The sequence below is a fragment of the Mycobacterium sp. TY814 genome (assembly GCF_030755175.1).
Classification (GTDB): domain Bacteria; phylum Actinomycetota; class Actinomycetes; order Mycobacteriales; family Mycobacteriaceae; genus Mycobacterium.
In genome coordinates this window covers 2,160,421-2,179,158 of sequence record NZ_JAUFRY010000001.1, presented here as the reverse complement: position 1 = coordinate 2,179,158, position 18,738 = coordinate 2,160,421, and the positions used below count along the sequence as shown (strand labels likewise).

The following is an 18,738-nucleotide window of genomic DNA, read 5'->3' as shown; positions in this document are numbered from 1 at the left end:
TTACAGATCGGCCAGGCAGGGGTCGGTGTTGCCGGTCGGGATGGTGGCGTTGCGGGCGGCGAACTTGGCCACCACGCCGGTGTCGGTGACTTCGATGCTCTCCGCCTTGACACCGAGCGGGTAATTCTTGGTCAAACTCGAGGTGTAGTCGTTCAGCGTCGACTGCACGGACTCCTTGGGCAGCGAGAAGCCCAGCGTGTTGAAACTGACGATCTGCAGCTCGATGCCGCCATTGGCGGTCACCACCGGCTTGGCGACGATGTCGTTGAGCATGCCCTTGAGTTCGACGGTGTTGTCCTTGGGGTGGGTGACCACGCTGCTGGTGACGAATTCACCCAGAATCGGGATCGCGTTCTGCACCGACTCCTTGATGCCCTGGGCGGTCCAGGTGATCGTGGCGTCCAGCGCGCCGATCGTGCCCTTGGAATCGGGCTTGTTCTCGATGTTGACGTCCTGGATGTTGAGCTGCAGCTTCATGCCCTTGGCGTCGCGGATCTGGTTACCGGCCGTCTCGATCTTGATGTTGGTGTAATGGTCGGTGGCCACCTGCCACAACACCAGCGGCGTCACCCCGAACGACGCGGTGGCCTGGTCCTTCACCACGCATGCGGTCGCCGCTGCGACCTTGTTGTTGGCCTCATGGCGGACGTAGAGCTCGGCGCCGATCAAACCCGCGATCACCAGCGAGAACACGATGATCAGGACCAGCAGGATGGCCAGCGGGTCGCGCCTCGAGCGCTTCTTCTTCTTGACCTCGCCGGCCTCGTCTGTCGGCTGCGCGATCGGTGTGGTGCGGTCACCGCCGGGCATGGGTGGCGGAGTGGGGGTTATCCGCCGGGTGTCGGCGCTCGCGGCGGCCATGTGGTCGGTGGCCTCAGCCTGTTGCGACGGCGGCGGCGGAGTGGACGGCGGCTGCTGTCCTAGTCCTCCGCGCGGGTCGCCGGGATGCAGTCGCCCGGTTGAGGGATCCGCGGGGGCCGGCGGCCGGCCCAGTGGTCCCTGGTCGCCCGGACGCGCCCATCCTGATGGGCCTTCGTTGCGTGGTCCCTGCGGAGTCGTCACGTTCGCGATTCTGCCCTATCGATATGAATGAAGTCGGAGCGGTTGCGCAGCACCCCGATGCTGTCCCGGGCCTTCGCGATTTTGTCGAGGTCGAGGTCCGCGAGAATCAGTTGCGGCTCTGAGCCGGCAGACGCCTCGACTTCCCCCCACGGCGACGCCACCAGGCTGCCTCCGACGCCCGTGGGCGCCCCCGAACGGCTCACGGCGTCGCCCGGGTCGGCCTGGCCGGCGGCGATGACGAAGCAGGTCGAATCCAATGCCCGCGCGCGGGCCAGCAGCGTCCACTGCTCGAGTTTGCCCGGTCCGGAGCCCCAGGACGCGCACACCACAATCAGCTCGGCGCCGCGGTCGGCCAACTCGGTGTAGAGCGCGGGAAATCGAATGTCGTAGCACAGCGTCAGACCCACCCGGACGCCGTCGACCTCGATCACCACCGGTTGCAACCCGGGCGCCACGGTGCGCGATTCGGTGAATCCGAATGCGTCGTAGAGGTGAATCTTGTCGTAATGTGCGTCCGGCTCGTTGGGCGTGCCGGGCCCGGCCGCGATCAGGGTGTTGGTGACCCGGCCGTCGCCGGACGGTGCGAACACGCCCGCGACCACGGTGATGCCGGTGTCTGCGGCGATCCGTCGGACCCCGTCGGCCCATGGGCCGTCGACCGGCTCGGCGATGGGCGCCAACGGGACCCCGAACCGGCACATGGTGGCTTCCGGGAACACCACCAGGCGGGCGCCGCCGTCTGCGGCGCGCTGGGCGTAGTCGCGCACCAGCTGCAGATTTGCGGCGGGGTCGGTGCCGCTGAGAATCTGGGCCACAGCGATTCGCATGAACGCCAGCTTAGGCAACCGGAGGGTGGTCAGCCGGTCCCGTTGCGCGACGTAGCTTCGCCCCCGTTGGTCAGCCACAGCGTGGTGAAGCGCTGCTCGATGGTCACCAGCTGGCCGAGTTCGTTGCCGATGATGCGCTCCAGCTTTCCGCCGATGAAGGGGACGCGTACCTGGATGGTGAGCTGCAGCGTCATCCGGGCCTTGCCGGATTCGGCGACCGGCTGTAGCAGCGCCGTACCCCACAGGTTGACCGGCGCACCGACGATCGATCCGGCGATGGACGCGGTCGCGATGCCGTCCCGGATGGGGCCCCATGATTCCTCGCGCCGCACGCACAGGTCGCCTCGGTGCAGCTGCGTGACCAGCGCGGGCAGGTTCTGACTGAGCATCGTCTGATGCGTGATGACCTCAATGGTGCCGTCATCGCCGGACTCGCCACCGATTCGCATCGACTCCAAGCTGGCAACGTCGACCGGGGTTTCGGCGAGCCGTCCCTCCCAATAAGCCAAGTCATGGAAGGCCTGGTGGACGTCTCGGACGGTGCCCTCGTAGTCGGCCGACATGTCGAATGAACGCGGCATAACAGAAAACGCTACCGTTACGGGGCCATGAAACGGAGCACATGAAGCGGGAAGTCGGATCGTTATTTGCCGGCGCGCACGTGGCGGAGTCGGTGCCGCTTGCGCCGTTGACCACGCTGCGGGTGGGTCCAGTGGCGCGGCGCGTAATCACCTGTGACAGCAGCGATCAGGTGATCGCCGTGTTGCGGGCGCTGGATTCGCAAGCTCACGGCTCGGATGGTGGCCCCGTCTTGGTGTTTGCTGGCGGCTCTAATCTGGTGATCGGCGATGGGCTGGCGGACCTCACCGTGGTCCGGTTGGCCAACACCGGCATCGACGTCGACGGCACCCTGGTGCGCGCCGGAGCGGGTGCGGTGTGGGACGACGTGGTGGTGCGGTCCATCGAACACGGCCTGGGCGGGCTGGAGTGCCTGTCGGGCATCCCCGGCTCGGCCGGGGCGACGCCGGTGCAGAACGTCGGTGCGTACGGCGTGGAGGTGTCGGACACCATCACCCGGGTCAGGCTGCTGGATCGGCACAGCGGCGAGGTGCGCTGGGTGCCCGCCGAGGAGTTGCGGTTCGGGTACCGCACCAGCGTGCTCAAGCGGGCCGACGGGCTCGAGCTGCCCGCCATCGTGCTGGACGTCGAGTTCGCGCTGGATGGCTCCGGCCGCAGCGCGCCGTTGCGCTACGCGGAGCTGACCGCGGCGCTGGGTGTCGCCGCCGGGGAGCGCAGCGACCCCCGTTCGGTTCGCGAGGCGGTGCTGGCGCTGCGCGCCCGCAAGGGAATGGTGCTCGACGCCGACGATCACGACACCTGGAGCGTGGGCTCGTTCTTCACCAACCCGGTGGTCGCGCCGGAGGACTACGCGCGGCTGGCGGCAGCGACCGCGGGGCCGGTCCCGAACTACCCGGCGCCGGACGGGGTCAAGCTGGCCGCGGGCTGGCTGGTGGAACGCGCCGGTTTCGGGAAAGGGTTTCCCGGCGAGGACGCGCCGTGCCGGCTGTCCACCAAGCACGCCCTCGCTCTCACCAACCGCGGAAATGCCACCGCGGAGGACGTGATAGTACTGGCGCGCACCGTTCGTGACGGAGTTCGTGACGTGTTTGGTATCACACTGGAACCCGAGCCTGTCCTGGTCGGATGCGCGTTGTAGCTGTTATTTTCGGGCGCGAGACATCCCGCTATGCATCTTCGCAGTGGGGGAGAGGGCATCTCGCCCGGTATCTTTGTCGTTTGTGACCACCTCCAGCACCCCTTCGAGCCAGGGGCCGATCAATCGGCGCGCGGCTCTGGCGGCTATCGGCCTCGGGGTGTTCGCGCCGAGCGTCCTGGCCGCGTGTGCGGGCGGCAAGATCACTCCGCAGTCCGAGAAGGAGCCGCCGGCTGCGCCCAAGCTGACCTACCAGCCGGCGAACGCCACCGAAGATGTGGTGCCCATCGCGCCGATCAGCGTCACGGTCACCGACGGGTGGTTCCAGAAGGTCGCCCTGACGAACTCGGCGGGAAAGCCCGTCGCGGGCACGTTCAACCAGGACCGCACCGTGTTCATGACGACCGAGCCGCTGGGCTACGACACCACCTATAACTGGAGTGGGTCGGCCGTGGGCCACGACGGCAAGACCATCCCGGTGGCGGGCAAGTTCATCACCGTGACGCCGAAGAAGAAGATCGACGGCGGCTTCCAGCTGGCCGACGGCCAGACCGTCGGGGTCGCTGCACCCATCATCATCCAGTTCGACTCACCGATCAGCGACAAGGCCGCCGTCGAGCGGGCGCTGACCATCAAGACCAACCCGCCGGTCGAGGGCAGCTGGGCGTGGTTGCCCGATGAGTCCCAGGGCGCCCGCATCCACTACCGGCCGCGCGAGTACTACCCGGCCGGTACCACCGTCAACGTCGACGCGAAGTTTTACGGGTTGCCGTTCGGCGACGGTGCCTACGGGCTGCAGGACATGTCGCTGAATATCCAGATCGGCCGTCGGCAGGTCGTGAAGGCGGAGGTCTCCTCGCACCGGATCCAGGTGGTCACCGACGCCGGCGTGATCATGGACTTCCCGTGCAGCTACGGCGAGGCCGACAAGGCCCGCAACGTCACCCGCAACGGTATCCACGTAGTCACCGAGAAATACGCCGACTTCTACATGTCCAATCCCGCCGCCGGTTACAGCAACGTGCACGAGCGCTGGGCGGTGCGGATCTCCAACAACGGCGAGTTCATCCACGCCAACCCGTCGAGTGCCGGTGCCCAGGGCAACAGCAACGTGACCAACGGTTGTATCAACCTGTCGACGGCCGACGCCGCGGAGTACTTCCCGACGGCGATGTACGGCGACCCGGTCGAGGTGACCGGCAGCTCCATCCAGCTCTCCTACGCCGACGGCGACATCTGGGACTGGGCAGTGGACTGGGACACCTGGTTGTCGATGTCGGCGCTGCCGGCGCCGTCGGGACGCGCTCCGGGCACCCAGATCCCCGTCACGGCGCCGGCCACCCCGTCAACGGCGCCCAGCCTCTCGGGCACCCCGACGACCCCGACGACGACCACCACGACGACGACCAGTACGACCGCGCCTAGTTCTGGGCCAGGTGGTTGAACTTCCGGGTTGCCGAAGCCTGGTCTCTGGGCCGGATGATGATCTGGTCCAGGTTCACGTGTGGGGGCCTCGATGCCACGAACCCGATGACCTCGGCGACGTCGGCGGCCACCAGCGGCGTCATCCCCGTGTAGACAGCATCCGCGCGTTGCTCGTCGCCGTCGAACCGAACCAGCGAGAATTCGGTCTCCACCGCGCCGGGGGCAATCTCGGTGAGCCGCACCGGCTTTCCCAGTAGTTCCCCGCGCAGCGTGCGGTGCAGGGCGCCCTGCGCGTGCTTGGCTGCCGTGTAGCCCGCCCCGCCGTCGTAAATCTCAAGCGCCGCAATCGAAGTCACGGTGACGATCAGTCCGTCGCCGGACTGGATCAGTTTCGGCAGCAGGGCCCGAGTGATTCGCAGGGTGCCCAGCACGTTGGTCTCCCACATCCAGCGCCAGTGCTCCATGTCGGCATCCGCGACCGGGGCCAGACCCTTGGCGCCGCCGGCGTTGTTGACCAGCACGTCGACCCGGTCAAGTCCGCTGGCCAACGCTGCCACGTCATCGTCTTTTGTGACGTCGGCCACAACGCCGGTGCCACCGATCTCGGTCGCCAATGCGTGGATCCGGTCTGCCCGGCGTGCCACTGCAACCACATGAAAGCCTTGTGCGGCAAGGACTTTCGCAGTGGCCTCGCCGATCCCGGAACTGGCTCCGGTCACCACGGCGACGGGTTTCTGCGGGTCGGGGGAACTCATCGGGACAACTCTAATAAACGTGCTAAATTTTCGGTGTGTACTGCAGTGCCTCGTTCCGCACGACGACCGCGTGTCTCCACGCGGGCGCGTGTTGTTGTCGCGCACTTTGCCGCGCCTGAACTGACGCAAGTCGCGGGTGTGGCCAGGGACCCGGCCATAGGAACTCGTAAAAGGACTGCCAGTGCACTCGACTACTCTCACCCACCAATCGCACAGCCGCACGGGGCTTAACGAACCGTTGCGGGCATACCGCCAGGTCGTGCCTCCGGCGTTGCACCTGTCGGACTCCGCCGCGGCGTCGGTGTTTCGCGCCGTACGGTTGCGCGGACCCGTCGGCCGCGACGTCATCGCCAACGTCACCTCGCTGAGCATCGCCACGGTGAACCGCCAGGTCATCGCGTTGCTCGATGCCGGGCTCCTGCGTGAACGCGCCGACTTGGCGGTCTCCGGAGCGATCGGGCGTCCGCGGGTTCCGGTCGAGGTGAACCACGAGCCCTTCGTCACCCTCGGCATTCACATCGGTGCGCGCACCACCAGCATCGTGGCCACCGACCTGTTCGGCCGCACGCTGGACACAGTCGAGACTCCGACGCCACTCAACGCCGCGGGCTCCGCGCTGACGTCGCTGTCGCACAGCGCCAGTCGCTATCTGCGCCGCTGGCACCGGCGGCGCGCGTTGTGGGCCGGCGTGGCGATCGGCGGCACCGTGGACAGCGCAACCGGTCTGGTGGACCACCCCCGACTGGGCTGGCGGCAGGCTCCTGTCGGGCCGGTGCTGGCCGATGCGCTCGGCCTGCCGGTCTCGGTGGCGTCCCACGTGGACGCCATGGCGGGCGCCGAACTGCTGCTGGGAATGCGCAGATTCGCGCCCGGTACGTCGACCAGCCTGTACGTGTACGCCCGTGAAACTGTGGGCTATGCGCTGGTGATCGACGGGCGCGTGCATTGCCCGGCGAGTGGGCCGGGCACCATTGCGCCGCTGCCGGTGCAATCGGAGTTGCTGGGCGGTTCGGGACAGCTGGAAGCCACGGTCAGCGACGAGGCGGTGCTGGCCGCCGCCCGTCGGCTCCGGATCCTGCCTGGGGTGGCTCCCGCCAACCGTCCCGGTGCCTCGACGACCGCGATGGCGGACCTGCTGCGGGTGGCGCGGGCCGGCAACGAGCAGGCCAGGGAACTGTTGTCGGAGCGGGCGCGGGTGCTCGGCGGGGCAGTGGCGCTGCTGCGCGACATGCTCAATCCCGACGAAGTGGTGGTCGGCGGTCAGGCGTTCACGGAATATCCCGAGGGCATGGCGGAGGTCGAGGCCGCCTTCACCGAGCGTTCGGTGCTGGCGCCGCGCGACATCCGCGTCACGGCCTTCGGTAACCGCGTGCAGGAGGCCGGGGCGGGAATCGTCTCACTGGACGGGCTGTATGCCGACCCGCTGGGCGCGATGCGCCGCTCGGGAGCGCTGGGTAGCCGGCTCGTCGACTCCGAGCCCACGGCCATCGCCAAATAGGCGTCTGATCTGCCCAAGTCATGCGCGTGGGCTGACGCCGCGGTGCGTGCTGTAAAGATGACAGTGTGCGGTACGACGACGAACCACGCCGGGTTGCCCTGCTCGCGGTGCACACCTCCCCGCTGGCGCAGCCCGGCACCGGTGACGCCGGCGGCCTGAACGTCTACGTGCTGCAAAGCGCGCTACATCTCGCCAAGCGCGGCATCGAGGTGGAAATCTTCACCCGGGCCACCGCCTCGGCGGACCCACCGGTGGTGCGAGCCGCGCCCGGCGTGCTGGTCCGCAACGTGGTAGCCGGGCCGTTCGAGGGTCTCGATAAGTACGACCTGCCGACCCAGCTGTGCGCCTTCGCCGCGGGCGTGCTGCGCGCCGAGGCCGCGCATGAACCGGGTTATTACGACATCGTCCACTCGCACTACTGGCTGTCCGGTCAGGTCGGCTGGTTGGCGCGTGACCGGTGGGCGGTTCCGTTGGTGCACACGGCGCACACGCTGGCCGCGGTGAAGAACGCGGCGCTCGCCGCGGGCGACACCGCCGAGCCGCCGCTGCGGACGGTCGGCGAGCAGCAGGTCGTCGACGAGGCGGACCGGCTCATCGTGAACACCGAAGACGAAGCGCGCCAACTGATCTCGTTGCACCGCGCGGATCCGGCCCGGATCGACGTGGTGCATCCCGGCGTGGACCTGGAAGTTTTTCGGCCGGGCGACCGCACGGCTGCCCGGGCCGCACTGGGACTGGCGCTCGACGAGCCGGTGGTGGCCTTCGTGGGGCGCATCCAGCCGCTGAAGGCGCCCGACATCGTGCTGCGTGCGGCCGCGCGACTGCCGGGGGTGCGCATCATCGTGGCCGGTGGGCCCTCCGGTAGCGGGCTGGCGTCTCCCGACGGCTTGGCGCACCTGGCCGAGGAACTCGGTATCGCCTCGCGGGTGACGTTCCTGCCCCCGCAGTCCCGCTCGGATCTGGCCACCTTGTTCCACGCGGCCGACCTGGTTGCGGTGCCCAGCTATTCGGAGTCGTTCGGCTTGGTGGCGGTCGAGGCGCAGGCCTGCGGGACGCCGGTGGTCGCCGCCGCGGTCGGCGGGTTGCCGGTCGCGGTGCGTGACGGCGTTACCGGCACGCTGGTCGCCGGGCACGAGGTGGGGCAGTGGGCGGACGCGATCGACCACCTGCTGCGGGTCAGCGCCGGCCCGCAGGGCTGGGTGATGAGCAGGGCGGCGGCCAAGCATGCCGCGACGTTCTCCTGGGAGAACACCACCGACGCGCTGCTGGCCAGCTATCGGCGCGCGATCGACGATTTCAGCGCGGGACGTCAGCGCCGGGTGCGTGAGCTTGTCGCCAAACGCAAGCCCCGTCGTTGGACCGCACGTCGGGGGGTGGGTGCATGACCGCGGAAGTCCAGCGGATCATCGAAGACGCGCTGCAGGCCAGCGAGTTGAGGTATTCCAAGCACGACGGCGCGCGCGGCGGCCTCCCGGGGATCATCGTCGAGTTGCCCGGTGAGCGCAGGCTCAAGACGAACACGATCCTGAGCATCGGCGAGCATTCGGTGCGGGTGGAGGCGTTCGTGTGCCGCAAGCCCGATGAGAACCACGAGGGCGTCTACCGGTTCCTGCTCAAGCGCAACCGCCGGCTCTACGGCGTCGCCTACACCCTCGACAAAGTCGGCGACATTTACCTCGTCGGCCGGATGTCGCTGGCCTCCGTGGACTCCGAGGAGATCGACCGCGTGCTGGGTCAGGTGCTGGAGGCGGTGGATACCGACTTCAACAAGCTGTTGGAGCTGGGCTTTCGATCGTCGATTCAAAAAGAATGGGAATGGCGGGTGTCCCGGGGCGAGTCGCTGAAGAACCTGCAGGCGTTCGCGCATCTGATCGACGACGAAGATGTGAACGGCGACGGAACCTAGGCCCCGTGAGAGACTTTCCCGCATGGGAGACACTGCCACGCTGGTACTGCTGCGCCACGGCGAGAGCGAATGGAACGCCCTCAATCTCTTCACCGGCTGGGTTGACGTCGGCCTGACGGAAAAGGGCCGCGCCGAGGCTGTACGCGGTGGCGAGTTGCTGGCCGAGCAGGGTCTGCTGCCCGATGTGCTTTACACCTCGTTGCTGCGGCGCGCGATCAGTACCGCGCACCTGGCACTGGACGCCGCCGACCGGTTGTGGATCCCGGTGCACCGCAGTTGGCGGCTCAACGAGCGCCACTACGGCGCACTGCAGGGCCTGGACAAGGCCGCGACGAAAGAGCGTTACGGCGAAGAGCAGTTCATGGCCTGGCGGCGCAGCTATGACACGCCGCCGCCGGCCATCGAAAAGGGCAGTAAGTTCAGCCAGGACGCCGACCCCCGTTATGCCAACATCGGCGGCGGGCCGCTCACCGAATGCCTCGCCGACGTGGTGGCCCGGTTCCTGCCCTACTACACCGACGTCATCGTTCCGGATCTGCGCACCGGGAAGACGGTGCTCATCGCGGCGCACGGCAATTCGCTGCGGGCGCTGGTCAAGTACCTCGACCAGATGTCCGACGACGACGTCGTGGGGTTGAACATCCCGACAGGCATACCGCTTCGCTACGACCTCGACGCTGGCCTGCGCCCAAAGGTCCCTGGTGGGACCTATCTGGACCCGGAGGCCGCCGCCGCCGGAGCCGCGGCGGTGGCCAGCCAGGGCGCGGCGAAAGGCTGATTGCGGCCCGCGACGAACGGTTTGCTGAACATCGCGTTAACGGCAGCGGAACACCTGTGCCGCGGCGTGTGACTTGTCCGGAATTAGCCGTGCTCCGCTAGGGCAGAGTTCACCCGATTTGTAGGATTTTGTATGTGACTGTGTTCTCGGCACTGTTGCTGGCCGGGGTTTTATCCGGGCTGGCACTGGCCGTAGGCATCGTGGTGGGAGCCCGGGTCTCGCGGCAGGCGGGGGGGAACCGCCAGCGTGCCGCCACCGACTGGACGGGTATCACCGTCGCCCAGATGCTGCAGCGAATCGTCGCCCTGATGCCCATGGGTGCCGCGGTGGTCGATACCCACCGGGACGTCGTGTACCTCAACGATCGCGCCAAGGAACTCGGTCTGGTGCGAGACCGCCAGCTCGACGACGCCGCATGGAAGGCCGCGCAGCAGGCACTGAGCGGCGACGACGTGGAGTTCGACCTGGCACCGGTCAAGCGACCGGGAGGCCGGTCCGGACTGTCGGTGCACGGACACGCCCGGTTGCTCAGCGAGGAAGACCGCAGGTTCGCGGTGGTATTCGTGCACGACCAATCCGACTACGCGCGCATGGAGGCGACCCGGCGCGACTTCGTGGCCAACGTCAGCCACGAGCTCAAGACTCCGGTCGGTGCCATGACGCTGCTGGCCGAAGCGCTGCTGGCCTCTGCCGATGACACCGAGACGGTGCGCCGTTTTGCCGAGAAGGTGCTCATCGAAGCCAACCGCCTGGGCGACATGGTCGCCGAGCTGATCGAGCTGTCGCGCCTGCAGGGCGCCGAGCGGTTGTCCAACGTGACGGACGTGGATGTCGACACCGTGGTGTCCGAGGCGATCTCGCGGCACAAGGTGGCCGCGGAGAACGCCAACATCGAGATCCGCACCGACGCACCCACCGGTCTGCAGGTGCTGGGCGACCAGACGTTGCTGGTCACGGCGCTGGCGAACCTGGTGTCCAACGCGATCGCCTACTCTCCGCGCGGATCTCTGGTGTCGATCAGCCGGCGCCGGCGCGGCGACAACATCGAGATCGCGGTCACCGACCGCGGGATCGGCATCGCGCTGGAGGACCAGGAGCGGGTGTTCGAGCGCTTCTTCCGCGGCGACAAGGCGCGCTCGCGCGCCACCGGGGGCAGCGGGTTGGGGCTGGCGATCGTCAAGCACGTCGCCGCCAACCACGGCGGCAGCATCGGCGTGTGGAGCAAGCCCGGGACCGGGTCGACGTTCACGCTGTCCATCCCCGCCTTCGGTGCGACTGGCGCGCCGGCCGGCGAAGAACCTGAGCAACTGCTGGGCCGTGACATCAGGTCCAGGGCACAACGAGAGGAAGAACTGAGCCGCTGATGACGAGCGTATTGATTGTGGAAGACGAGGAGTCGTTGGCCGACCCTCTGGCATTTCTGCTGCGCAAGGAGGGCTTCGAGGCCACGGTGGTGACCGACGGGCCCTCGGCCCTGGCCGAGTTCGACCGGTCCGGCGCCGACATCGTGCTCCTGGACCTGATGCTGCCCGGCATGTCGGGAACCGACGTGTGCAAGCAATTGCGTGCCCGCTCGGGTGTGCCGGTGATCATGGTGACCGCCCGCGACAGCGAGATCGACAAAGTCGTCGGGCTGGAGTTGGGCGCCGACGACTACGTGACCAAGCCGTATTCGGCCCGCGAACTGATCGCCCGGATCCGGGCGGTGTTGCGCCGCGGCGGTGATGACGACTCGGAAATCAGCGACGGAATCCTCGAGTCCGGTCCGGTCCGGATGGATGTCGAACGGCACGTCGTCTCGGTGAACGGCGACGCAATCACGTTGCCGCTCAAGGAATTCGACCTGCTGGAATACCTGATGCGCAACAGCGGGCGGGTGTTGACCCGGGGACAGTTGATCGACCGGGTGTGGGGTGCCGACTACGTCGGCGACACCAAGACGCTCGACGTGCACGTCAAGCGCCTGCGCTCCAAGATCGAAGCCGACCCCGCCAATCCGGTGCACCTGGTCACGGTGCGCGGACTGGGCTACAAGCTCGAGGGCTAGCGCGCCGCAACCACCTCGTCGGCAACCGCCAGCGCCAGCGCCATGATCGAGACCTGAGGATTCACCTCCGGACAGCTGGGCAGGATCGACGCGTCGGCCACCCACACGCCGTCGACACCGCGCAGTCGGCCGGCGTTGTCGACCGGGCAAATCTGCTCGTCGGACCCGGCGGCCGCCGTCCCGGTCGGGTGGAAAGCGGCCAGGTGCAGGGCCCGAGGGTTGGTGCGCGCGAGCAGGTCTGCCAGTTCGTCCTCCGACTTGACCGTCATGGCACCGGGCAGACCGGTGAGCACCTCGACCGCGCCGGCGGCGAACAACAGTTTCCCGATGGCCAGCAGCGCCACCTTCAACTTGGCGACATCGGCCGGAGCGATGTCGTAGCGGACAACCGTCTCACCGCGTACTGAGTGCACCGACCCGACGCCCTCGTCGGCCACCATCGCGCCGAAGGTGGCCACCTGAGGCGCCCGGTCGAGCCAGCGCAGCAGCTCCGCGCCGTAGCCCGGGAACACCATGGACCCCATTCCCGGTGGTGTGGAGGTGGCTTCGATCAGCACACCGTCGGATTCATGGAACTCGTGGACCGCCGCGCTCTGCAGCACGCCCCGCCACGCGTACACGTCATCCTCGAACCGTCCGGCCAGCACCGACGCCGGGTGCAGCGCGAGATTGCGGCCCAGCCGCGGGTGTGCACCGATACCGCTGCGGCGCAACAGCATTGGCGTCTCCGTTGCGCCGGCCGCGACGATCACCGTGTCGGCGAGGATGTCGATCGCGGTGCCGTCGGGCCGGCGGGCCCGCACGCCGCGAGCGCGACCACCTTCGACCAGCACCCGCTGCACGCGCGCTTCGGAGATGATGCGCGCCCCGGCGGCGCACGCCTGGGGCAGCGCGTTGAGGTGCACCCCGAATTTGGCGTTGTGCGGACACCCGATGGCGCATTGGCAACACCCGTCACACCCCGGCGCATTGCGCGGAATGGGCGCCGCCTGCCAGCCCAGCGAACCCGCCGCGTCCAGCAGGAGATTTCCGTTGCGGCCCATCACATCCAGCGGCACGGGGGCAACCTGCAGCGTGCTCTCGACCTCGTCGAGGTGCACCCGCAACCGGTCCGGGTCGGCGAAGGCCAGGCCGAACTCGTCGCGCCAGCGTCGCTGCACGGCATCCGGCGGTCGGTAGCAGGTGCCCGAGTTCACCACCGTGGTGCCGCCCACCGCACGTCCCATCGGCAGCACCACCGCCGGGCGTCCCAGCGCGACGGTGGCGCCGGCGCCCCGGTACAGACCGGCGTACCGGTCGATCGGGTGGGTGGTGCGGAACTCCTCGACGGTCCAGCGCCGGCCCTCCTCGAGCACGACGACGCCGCGTCCCGCCCGGGCCAGGGTCCGGGCTGCCATCGCGCCGCCGGCGCCGGATCCGACGATCACCACGTCGGTGGTGACGACGGAGGCACTGTCCACCGAGCGGGTGACGTCCAGAACCGCGTCCGGGCGCACCGCAGCGTCGTCCTGGGCGCGTGACAGCAGTTCTCCCGCATAGGTATCCGCGCCGTTGGCCAGCAGGCTGATCACCTTCATGCCCTCGACCGCGGCGCCCGCTTCGGCGTTCAGCGCCGCGATGCGGTGCAGCACCTGCTCGCGTTCGCCGGGGCCCAGTCGCGCCATCGACCGTCCAGTGGTCAGATAGCTCGCCGCTGCCAGGGAGAACAACCCGGTCCGCACCGCCAGCCGCGAGGTGGCGGGGATGCGCGACAGGTACCGGTCGACGCGCTCGGCGAACTCTGCCGAGGTTGGCCCGCCATGCTCCTGCGGTAGCAGTGCGGTGCCGAAGGACGCTATCGAGGAGCGGCTGACACGATCCGCGAACCTGCTCATGAGCGTGCGGAAACCCGCCGCCCGAGGGCGCGCCCGAGCTTGAGGAAGAACGGGTAGGTGGCGAAGATGCCGCCGGCCGCGGCGTGCGCCGGCCAGTCCAACTCGGTGGTGTCGAGGCTGAAAGCGCCGGAGTTCCACATGAAATCACGGCCGTTCTGCGCGCGGAACGGCCGCCACAGAAAGCCGAGTCCGGGGACGTTGTTGTAGAGGCCGAACGAACCGGCGAAGAACACGCCCAGCACCGCGGCCTCGGCGACGTCGCGGCGCTCGGGGGGCAGCCGCCGCTCGATGAGCATCCCGGAGGCGAACAGCAACGGTGGGTCGAGAGCGAAACTCATGACGGGATCCTTTCGTTGACGGGCGGTGCCTGCTGTCCGCTCAGGCCGACTTCGGCGTGGCCGGTGCCCTGCACCGACCAGCGGCGGTCACCGAACTCGACGTAGACATCGGCCTGCTCGGTGTTGGTGCATACGCAGGTGCCGCCATCGGGATCGGTGTATTGCAGGCTGACGCAACGCTCCGGGGGCTGGTCGACCCGAATCAAGACCGCGTGCCGGCCGATGCGCCCTTCCATCTGCCAGTGCTGCAGATCGAGCGTCGTCCGCATCCGCAGGGACGGCAGAATGCTTGCGGGCCAGTCTTTCCCGTCAATCCGGAAGCGAACGAAGGCCAGCGGGGCGAGCCGGTTCAGCCCGGGTTTGTGCGACACCGCGGTGACTGCTTCCATGACGTCGCCGTCTCCGAGGTCGGCGTGGATCCATCCCCAGCGCTTGGCGTTGCCGTGGCCGTAGATGTGGGCGACGTTGCCACGCCAGCGGTCGACGGCCAGGTCGGCGCCGTCGACGGTCAGTGAACCGGTGAAGTCGGCCGTGGGTGCCAGCACCACCTGGGCGCCTGGCAGCACTTCGCGTTCCCAGGCCACCCGTGGGAACGTCCACAGCGGCGCGGCCGTGTCCTTCCAGGAGAGGTCCCAGGTCAGCGAGCGTGCGCGTCCGGTAAGACGCTGGGGGCCCACCAGGGCGCCGGCGGCCTCGAACCACGTTGTGCCGGTTGCCGGTTGGACGGGTTCAGGCCCGAAGCGCTCGGTGCGCGGCGGTCCCTGCGGCGGGAACAAGGTCACCCAGCCGTGGGCGTAGGGTGCGCCGGCCGTCGGCGCGACCGTTTCGCAGTGCACCCAGAGGCCGGCGTGGGTCACCGGGTCGGAGAGGGTGGCGTACCACACCTCGAGACGTCCTGGCGCGCCGCGCCAGCGCGGCGCCGCTGCCGATCGCATTTCGTCGTCCACTGCATTACCTCCATCGGGACACGCTGCCCGGGGTTGTGCCTGTTCAGCCGCCACCATACTATATTGGTTGAGCCAATGAACCAATCAATCCCGCTGCCCCCGCCCGATCGTCAGCGCGTCGATGAGCAGATCGCCGCGTCGATCGCCGACGCCATCCTCGACGGCGTGTTCCCGCCCGGGTCGACGTTGCCGCCCGAGCGCGACCTCGCTGACCAGCTCGGTGTCAACCGCACTTCGCTGCGGCAGGGTCTGGCCCGCCTGCAGCAGATGGGCCTGATCGAAGTCCGGCAGGGCAGCGGCAGCGTGGTGCGGGATCCGGCGGGCCTCACCCACCCGGCGGTGGTGGAAGCCCTGGTTCGCAAGCTGGGACCGGAGTTTCTGGTGGAGCTGCTCGAGATCCGCGCGGCGCTGGGGCCGGTGATCGGCCGGCTGGCTGCCCAGCGGGGTAAGCCGGAGGACCGCCAGGCGCTGGCCGCCGCGCTGGACGACGTCCGTACGGCGGAGACCTCAGCCGCGCGGCAAGCGGCGGACCTGGCCTACTTCCACGTCCTCATTCACAGCACCCGCAACCGTGCGCTGGGTTTGCTGTACCGCTGGGTTGAAGATGCCTTCGGGGGACGCGAACACGAACTCACCCGCGCCTACGACGACGCGGATCCGGTGATCGCCGACTTGCAGGCGATCACCGACGCGGTGGCCGCCAGCGACGCGGAGGGTGCTGCGGGCGCCGTCGAGGCGTACCTGAACGCCAGCGCGCTGCGCATGATCGCGGCCTACCGGGACTCGTAGCAGGGACAACCGCCGCTAGGGTGTGCCGTTCGTCCCGTACTGGCCGTACAGCAGCCCACCGGTTCCGCCGGTGCCCCCGGGCGACAGGGCGAACCCGTTGCCCCCGTTGCCGCCGTTGCCGATCAGCCATACGTTGCCGCCACCGCCTCCGGCCGCGCCGATAGCGCCGCCGGTCCCCGCATTGCCGCCGGCCCCGCCATTGCCGATGAACTTGGCGTCGCCGCCGGCGCCACCACCGCCGACGATGTTGCCGCCGTTGCCGCCGGCTCCGCCGCTACCACCGTTGCCGAAGCCCTGGGCGGATCCGCCGGCTCCGCCGCCGCCACCGAATCCGTTGGCTCCGTTCGCGTTGCCGCCGAGTCCACCGGCACCCCCGGAGCCGAACAAGCCGGTGGCGGCGCCGCCCCGGCCGCCGCCGCCCCCCGTCTGGCCGATTCCTGAGGCAGTCCCGCCGTTTCCGCCGACCCCTCCGTTGCCGTACAGCAGTCCACCGTTTCCGCCGTTACCACCGCCGGCACCGGCGGTGCTGTTGGCTCCCCGGCCGCCAACTCCACCATCGCCGATCAGGCCACCGTTTCCGCCGTTGCCGCCGGCGCTGCCACCGGCCAAGGCATTGGCACCGGCGCCGCCGTTGCCGAAGAGAAATCCGGCGCTGGTGCCGGACTGGCCCGTGTCGACCCCGCCGTCGCCGCCGTTGCCGATCAGCACCCCTGCTTTACCGGCAGCGCCGCCGCTGATGCCGAATCCGCCGTCGCCGCCGTTGCCGATCAGGAAGCCGGCGGTTCCGCCGCTGCCGCCGGCGCCGGGCAACCCGTTGAATCCGATCCCGGCGCCGCCGCCCGCGCCACCGTCACCGAACAGCAGTCCACCGCCGCCGCCGGCCCCGCCGTTTGCGCCGACGCCGGCGACATTGCCGCCGCTGCCGCCGGCCCCGCCGGCTCCGCCGTTACCCCACAAGCGCCCGCCCAAGCCGCCGGCTCCACCATCGGCGCCGTTACCTACGGCCAGGGCGTCGCCGCCATTACCACCCGCGCCGCCGTCGCCGAAGAACAAGCCACCCCGGCCGCCCGCTCCACCGACGGCGGCGTTGCCACCGGCACCGCCACCGCCGCCGCCGGCGCCCCCGTTGCCCCCGGTGCCGAAGAACCCGGCGGCGCCACCTGCACCGCCGACACCGCCGATATCACCGGGACCACCGCGGCCGCCGGCGCCCCCGTTGCCGCCGTTGCCGAAGAATCCACCCGCGGCGCCGTTGCCTCCGGCACCACCGGGGGCTTGGTTTCCGCTGGCCGCCCCCGCCCCGCCGTTGCCACCGCGGCCCCATAACAGGCCCGCGGCTCCGCCATTGCCGCCGTTGCCGGCCACGCCCTGATTGAGGGTGCCCGATCCACCGTTTCCGCCGTTACCGATCAAAATCCCGGCGTCCCCGCCGTTTTGTCCGCTGCCGGCCGGCGCTGCCGCGCCGTTGCCGATCAGCGGCCGTCCCAGCAAAGTCTGGGTAGGCGCGTTGATGGCATCGAGCAGCAGTTGCAGCGGGCCGGCGTTGGCCGTTTCAGCGGTCGCGTACGACGCCGCCCCTGCCGACATAGCCTGGACGAATCGCTCGTGAAATGCGGCGGCCTGCAAGGCGAGGGATTGTTGACTCAGCCCCTGTTCACCGAAGAACGCCGCCACCGCCGTCGATATCTCGTCGGCGGCTGCGGGCAGCATCCGGGTGGTGGTGGCCGCCGCGGCGCTGTTGGCGTCCTGGATTGTTGAACCCAGGCGGGCCAGGTCAGCCGCTGCTGATGCCACGACGTCTGGAACGGAAAGCATGAAAGACACGTTCGCCTCCCTGATCCGCCGGCCGTGGTGCAACCCGAATGCGACCCGGCACGGGCCCTGCAGTATCAGCGGATACTAGTGCGGTGGGGCTGAGCCGCGACCAAATTCGGCAAACACATTGAAAAGCCGCCGTGTCTACTCGGCGGCCCGGGTGGCCGGATGGATCGCAACAAGTCCTAATTGGCTGCGCCGCTTGCACATTGCGGCAAGCTCGGCATAAGCCTTTTCGCCGAGAAGCTCGGTGAGTTCGTCGGCGAGGCTCTGCCAGACCGGGCTGGCGCCGACGTGGGCGGCGGGGTCGCCGGTGCAGTACCAGTGCAGGTCCGCGCCGCCGGAACCCCAGCCGCGGCGGTCGTACTCGGTGACGGTGGTCTTGAGGATCTCCGTGCCGTCGGGCCGGGTCACCCAGTCCTGACTGCGCCGGATCGGCAGCTGCCAGCACACATCGGGCTTCATCGTCAGCGGCGGCACGCCTATCTTGAGGGCTTTGCTGTGCAGTGCGCATCCGACGCCGCCGGGAAACCCCGGGCGGTTCAGGAAGATGCAGGCGTTCTTGTGTTTGCGGGTGCGATATTGCGGTTCGCCGTCGTTCTCGTCGAGCTCCAGATAGCCCTTGCGGCCCAAGCCCTTGTCGCGGAACTGCCAGTCGTCCTTGGTCAGCTTCTGCACCGCGTCGTCCAACCGGGCGCGGTCGTCGTCGTCGGACAGAAAGGCGCCGTGGGAGCAACAGCCGTCGTCGGGGCGGCCGGCCACGGTGCCCTGGCACGCCGGTGTGCCGAACACGCACGTCCACCGCGACAGCAGCCACGTCATGTCGGCCGCGATGAGATGTTCGGGATTGTCCGGGTCGTAAAACTCCACCCATTCGCGGGTGAAGTCCAGATCGACCTCTTGTCCGGGCCGCCAGTTCGCCACGGGTGCAACGTTAGTCCACGATTCCGGTAGCGCAGGGCG

The 18,738-nt window shown here is 68.9% G+C and carries 18 protein-coding genes; 9 read left to right on the top strand and 9 right to left on the bottom strand.

Features of this window, described 5'->3' with window-relative positions:
- From QXH22_RS09635 to QXH22_RS09625, 3 genes are read right to left on the bottom strand one after another with little or no spacing between them, the layout of a single operon-like run.
- Positions 1-1,062, bottom strand: coding sequence for an LmeA family phospholipid-binding protein (locus QXH22_RS09635; RefSeq protein WP_306242588.1), 1,062 nt, complete (start codon positions 1,060-1,062; stop codon positions 1-3).
- Positions 1,059-1,889 carry a carbon-nitrogen hydrolase family protein gene (locus QXH22_RS09630; RefSeq protein ID WP_306275451.1) on the bottom strand — a complete coding sequence of 277 codons (831 nt, stop codon included), beginning with the start codon at positions 1,887-1,889 and terminating at the stop codon, positions 1,059-1,061. Before QXH22_RS09630 ends, QXH22_RS09635 begins: the two co-directional genes overlap by 4 nt.
- Before the next feature lie 29 nt (positions 1,890-1,918).
- Positions 1,919-2,470, bottom strand: a complete 552-nt coding sequence (locus tag QXH22_RS09625) for a DUF2505 domain-containing protein (protein ID WP_306242583.1) — start codon at positions 2,468-2,470, stop codon at positions 1,919-1,921.
- Between the two features lie 41 nt (positions 2,471-2,511).
- Between QXH22_RS09625 and QXH22_RS09620 the strand changes: the two genes are divergently transcribed.
- Positions 2,512-3,606, top strand: coding sequence for a UDP-N-acetylmuramate dehydrogenase (locus QXH22_RS09620; RefSeq protein WP_306242581.1), 1,095 nt, complete (start codon positions 2,512-2,514; stop codon positions 3,604-3,606).
- 43 nt (positions 3,607-3,649) lie between these two features.
- Positions 3,650-5,047 (top strand): Ig-like domain-containing protein, encoded by a 1,398-nt coding sequence (locus tag QXH22_RS09615; protein WP_306275450.1) that lies wholly within the window; start codon positions 3,650-3,652, stop codon positions 5,045-5,047.
- Here the strand turns inward: QXH22_RS09615 and QXH22_RS09610 are convergent.
- Entirely contained in the window at positions 5,025-5,783 is a 759-nt protein-coding gene (locus QXH22_RS09610) for an SDR family oxidoreductase (protein ID WP_306242577.1), read from the bottom strand. The genes QXH22_RS09615 and QXH22_RS09610 overlap by 23 nt on opposite strands.
- A 181-nt stretch (positions 5,784-5,964) precedes the next feature.
- On the opposite strand from QXH22_RS09610, the gene QXH22_RS09605 reads away from it, so the two are divergent.
- The 6 genes from QXH22_RS09605 to regX all read left to right on the top strand — a co-directional run bounded on the left by QXH22_RS09605 (position 5,965) and on the right by regX (position 12,012).
- Positions 5,965-7,281, top strand: a complete 1,317-nt coding sequence (locus QXH22_RS09605) for an ROK family transcriptional regulator (protein ID WP_306242575.1) — start codon at positions 5,965-5,967, stop codon at positions 7,279-7,281.
- A gap of 65 nt (positions 7,282-7,346) precedes the next feature.
- Positions 7,347-8,666 carry a D-inositol-3-phosphate glycosyltransferase gene (mshA, locus tag QXH22_RS09600; RefSeq protein WP_306242574.1) on the top strand — a complete coding sequence of 440 codons (1,320 nt, stop codon included), beginning with the start codon at positions 7,347-7,349 and terminating at the stop codon, positions 8,664-8,666.
- Complete coding sequence (locus QXH22_RS09595; protein ID WP_306242572.1) at positions 8,663-9,187, top strand: YbjN domain-containing protein; 525 nt, start codon at positions 8,663-8,665, stop codon at positions 9,185-9,187. The genes mshA and QXH22_RS09595 overlap by 4 nt, the downstream gene beginning before the upstream one ends.
- A 22-nt stretch (positions 9,188-9,209) precedes the next feature.
- Positions 9,210-9,965 carry a phosphoglyceromutase gene (locus QXH22_RS09590; protein WP_306275448.1) on the top strand — a complete coding sequence of 252 codons (756 nt, stop codon included), beginning with the start codon at positions 9,210-9,212 and terminating at the stop codon, positions 9,963-9,965.
- A gap of 134 nt (positions 9,966-10,099) precedes the next feature.
- On the top strand, positions 10,100-11,329 hold the full coding sequence (locus QXH22_RS09585) for a cell wall metabolism sensor histidine kinase WalK (RefSeq protein WP_306275446.1): 1,230 nt from the start codon (positions 10,100-10,102) through the stop codon (positions 11,327-11,329).
- Positions 11,329-12,012, top strand: a complete 684-nt coding sequence (gene regX / locus QXH22_RS09580; protein WP_306242565.1) for a two-component sensory transduction protein RegX — start codon at positions 11,329-11,331, stop codon at positions 12,010-12,012. The genes QXH22_RS09585 and regX overlap by 1 nt, the downstream gene beginning before the upstream one ends.
- Here regX and QXH22_RS09575 read toward each other — a convergent pair.
- From QXH22_RS09575 to QXH22_RS09565, 3 genes are read right to left on the bottom strand one after another with little or no spacing between them, the layout of a single operon-like run.
- Positions 12,009-13,886, bottom strand: coding sequence for a GMC family oxidoreductase (locus QXH22_RS09575; RefSeq protein WP_306242563.1), 1,878 nt, complete (start codon positions 13,884-13,886; stop codon positions 12,009-12,011). The genes regX and QXH22_RS09575 overlap by 4 nt on opposite strands.
- Positions 13,883-14,224, bottom strand: a complete 342-nt coding sequence (locus QXH22_RS09570; RefSeq protein ID WP_306242562.1) for a hypothetical protein — start codon at positions 14,222-14,224, stop codon at positions 13,883-13,885. The genes QXH22_RS09575 and QXH22_RS09570 overlap by 4 nt, the downstream gene beginning before the upstream one ends.
- On the bottom strand, positions 14,221-15,171 hold the full coding sequence (locus tag QXH22_RS09565; RefSeq protein ID WP_306242560.1) for a hypothetical protein: 951 nt from the start codon (positions 15,169-15,171) through the stop codon (positions 14,221-14,223). The genes QXH22_RS09570 and QXH22_RS09565 overlap by 4 nt, the downstream gene beginning before the upstream one ends.
- Before the next feature lie 75 nt (positions 15,172-15,246).
- Here QXH22_RS09565 and QXH22_RS09560 point away from each other — a divergent pair, with 75 nt between their 5' ends.
- Positions 15,247-15,960, top strand: a complete 714-nt coding sequence (locus tag QXH22_RS09560) for a FadR/GntR family transcriptional regulator (protein ID WP_306242558.1) — start codon at positions 15,247-15,249, stop codon at positions 15,958-15,960.
- Between the two features lie 15 nt (positions 15,961-15,975).
- Here QXH22_RS09560 and QXH22_RS09555 read toward each other — a convergent pair whose 3' ends face one another.
- Both QXH22_RS09555 and QXH22_RS09550 read right to left on the bottom strand, forming a co-directional pair.
- The gene (locus QXH22_RS09555; protein WP_306242556.1) at positions 15,976-17,784 is read right to left on the bottom strand and encodes a PE family protein; all 1,809 of its coding nucleotides are present in this window, start codon (positions 17,782-17,784) and stop codon (positions 15,976-15,978) included.
- 135 nt (positions 17,785-17,919) lie between these two features.
- Positions 17,920-18,699, bottom strand: coding sequence for a hypothetical protein (locus QXH22_RS09550; protein ID WP_306242554.1), 780 nt, complete (start codon positions 18,697-18,699; stop codon positions 17,920-17,922).
- Between the last annotated feature and the right edge of the window lie 39 nt (positions 18,700-18,738).